At 47.1% G+C, this 3,223-nt stretch carries 3 protein-coding genes; all 3 read left to right on the top strand.

Annotated features, from left to right (window positions below; all coding sequences use genetic code 11):
- Positions 1 to 187 precede the first annotated feature (187 nt).
- Positions 188 to 832, top strand: coding sequence for a UvrY/SirA/GacA family response regulator transcription factor (gene uvrY, locus CAG65_RS12145; protein ID WP_021705486.1), 645 nt, complete (start codon positions 188 to 190; stop codon positions 830 to 832).
- Complete coding sequence (uvrC, locus tag CAG65_RS12140; protein ID WP_161453797.1) at positions 832 to 2,664, top strand: excinuclease ABC subunit UvrC; 1,833 nt, start codon at positions 832 to 834, stop codon at positions 2,662 to 2,664. Before uvrY ends, uvrC begins: the two co-directional genes overlap by 1 nt.
- Positions 2,665 to 2,710: 46 nt before the next feature.
- A partial coding sequence (gene pgsA, locus CAG65_RS12135) for a CDP-diacylglycerol--glycerol-3-phosphate 3-phosphatidyltransferase (protein ID WP_161453796.1) occupies positions 2,711 to 3,223 on the top strand: 513 nt, incomplete at its 3' end.

The raw sequence follows: 3,223 nt of genomic DNA, 5'->3' as shown, positions 1-3,223 counted from the left end.
ACTTATTGATTTAAAGGTTAAATGTGTACTAGTCGTCAGTTCTGAAAATAAGTACTTGCTAAAGTTTGCTTTTGCGCACATATTCAGAGTAAGTAAATTCGGCGAATTAAGTTAAAATAGGCAGCCATGCTGCTATCCACTACCTCAAGTGGGTGCAGAGCCAATTTAAGAGTGTGGAGATACAAGTTTGATAAGTGTTTTCCTTGTAGATGATCACGAGCTGGTTCGCACAGGGATACGACGTATTATTGAAGACGTCCGTGGAATGAACGTAGCAGGGGAAGCTGACAGCGGTGAAGAAGCAGTCAAATGGTGTCGCACTAATCATGCCGATGTCATTTTGATGGATATGAACATGCCGGGAATCGGTGGTCTGGAAGCCACGAAGAAGATCCTGCGTTTCAATCCGGATGTGAAAATCATCGTTTTAACTGTTCATACGGAAAATCCGTTTCCAACTAAAGTGATGCAGGCAGGTGCCGCAGGGTATCTGACGAAAGGTGCTGGCCCGGACGAAATGGTCAACGCGATTCGCGTTGTTCACAGCGGGCAGCGTTATATCTCACCTGAGATTGCTCAACAAATGGCGCTCAGCCAGTTTTCACCAGCGTCTGAAAACCCGTTTGCGGACTTGTCCGAGCGTGAGTTGCAGATCATGTTGATGATAACTAAAGGGCAGAAAGTGACCGATATATCTGAGCAGTTGAATCTCAGCCCCAAAACGGTGAACAGTTACCGTTACCGATTGTTCAGTAAACTGGACATCAGCGGTGACGTTGAACTCACCCATCTGGCGATCCGACACGGAATTTTAGATACCGAGACACTATAGTGACCACCACCTTTGACTCGGTTTCCTTTCTTAAGACAGTAACCAATCAGCCCGGCGTTTACCGTATGTACAGCGCCGATGCTGTGGTTATTTATGTCGGTAAAGCCAAAGATCTCAAAAAGCGCCTGTCCAGTTACTTTCGTCAGCGTGTAGACAGCGAAAAAACCAGAGCACTGGTCAGCAACATCGCAAAAATTGATGTCACGGTTACCCATACTGAGACAGAAGCGCTGATCCTCGAACACAACTACATCAAGCAGTATCTTCCCAAATACAACGTATTGCTGCGGGACGATAAATCGTACCCTTATATTTTTATCAGTGGGCATAAACATCCTCGCTTGTCGATGCATCGTGGTGCGAAAAAGCGCAAAGGGGAATATTTTGGCCCGTATCCCGACTCTGGCGCCGTCCGTGAATCTTTGCATCTGATCCAGAAAATCTTTCCGGTACGTCAGTGTGAAGACACGGTATACAGCAATCGTACCAGGCCTTGCTTGATGTATCAGATTGGACGTTGTGCGGGGCCCTGCGTAAGCAGCATTATCTCTGATGAAGAATACGCGGAGCTGGTCAACTACGTGCGTTTATTCTTACAGGGCAAAGACAAGCAGGTGCTGGAAATTCTGATTGCGAAAATGGAAGAAGCCAGCCGTACACTTAAATTTGAAGATGCGGCCAAATATCGCGATCAGATTCAAGCCATCCGCCGGGTACAGGAACAACAATTCGTTTCTGAAGACAGTATGGATGATATGGATGTATTGGGCTTTGCGCAGGAAAACGGCATTGCCTGCATCCATATTCTGATGATACGGCAAGGTAAAGTGCTGGGGAGCCGGAGTCATTTTCCCAAAGTACCGTCGAACACATCGCAGGAAGAGGTGTTTTACAGTTTTCTCAGTCAGTACTACCTCAGTCACAATGAAGCGAGAACGATCCCAACGCGGATCATCCTTAATCAAGGGCTGGTGGATGACATTAAGCCACTTCAGGATGCGCTCAGCGAAGTGGCGGGTAGGAGGGTGACGTACCATGTCAATCCGGCTGGGACACGAGGCCGCTACCTCAAGTTGGCGAATACCAATGCGCTAACCGCGATTACCACCAAGATCAATCATAAAATGACGATTTCTCAGCGTTTCAAAGCACTGCGCGAAGTGCTGGATATGGATAGCATCAACCGGATGGAGTGTTTTGATATCTCCCATACCATGGGGGAAAGTACCATTGCGTCATGCGTGGTATTCAATCCCGAAGGGCCGGTTAAGCAGGAGTACCGTCGTTATAACATTACCGGAATCACCGGCGGCGATGATTACGCTGCAATGGGACAGGCTCTGGAGCGACGCTACTCAAAACAACTGGATATTGAGAAAATCCCGGACATTATTTTTATTGATGGTGGTAAAGGTCAGCTTAACCGTGCGCATGATATCATCAGAGAATACTGGGATGACTGGCCTAAGCGCCCTAGAATGATAGGCATTGCGAAAGGTGTTACGCGTAAGCCAGGGTTGGAAACTCTGATCACCACGGACGGAGAAGAATTTAATTTACCCAGTGATGATCCCGCCTTGCATCTCATTCAGCATATTCGCGATGAAAGCCACAATCACGCGATTGCAGGTCATCGGGCGAAGCGCGGTAAAACCCGCCGTACCAGTGCACTTGAAGGTATCGAAGGTATTGGACCAAAACGTCGTCAGGCATTGCTCAAATACATGGGTGGATTACAAGAATTAAAGCGGGCGAGTGTTGAAGAAATAGCCAAAGTGCCGGGGATTAGCCATTCTTTGGCAGAAAACATTTATCAAGCATTGAAACAATAAGAAAAATCCCGCAACATTAACGCGCAAACGATAAGAGCCTAATAATATGCGTTTTAACATTCCTAATATTTTATCTCTCCTGCGACTTTTCCTGATCCCGGTATTTGTCGTCGTGTTTTATCTCCCGTACAGCTGGGCGCCTTTTGCGGCCGCTATGGTATTCTGGGTGGCTGGCTTTACTGATTGGCTGGATGGTATGTTGGCACGAAAACTGGGGCAAACCTCCCGTTTTGGCGCTTTTATTGATCCCGTGGCAGATAAAGTATTAGTGGCAACGGCTCTTATTCTTATCACGGAACATTACCACTCAATCTGGATTACGATTCCGGCATTAACCATGATAGCGCGTGAAATCATTATCTCGGCATTGCGTGAATGGATGGCCGAAATTGGTAAACGTGCCAGCGTCGCGGTTTCTTGGATCGGTAAAGTGAAAACGCTGACACAGATGTTTGCGCTGTGGGTTCTTATCTGGCGGTATGATGACTGGATGATCTGGGTTGGTTATATATCCATCTATGTCGCAACAGTATTAACCCAGACACGTATACACATCTCC

The organism is Vibrio sp. V39_P1S14PM300, from assembly GCF_009904765.1.
In the GTDB taxonomy this organism is placed as follows: Bacteria; Pseudomonadota; Gammaproteobacteria; order Enterobacterales; family Vibrionaceae; genus Vibrio; species Vibrio proteolyticus.
This window is presented reverse-complemented; position numbering and strand designations above follow the sequence as displayed.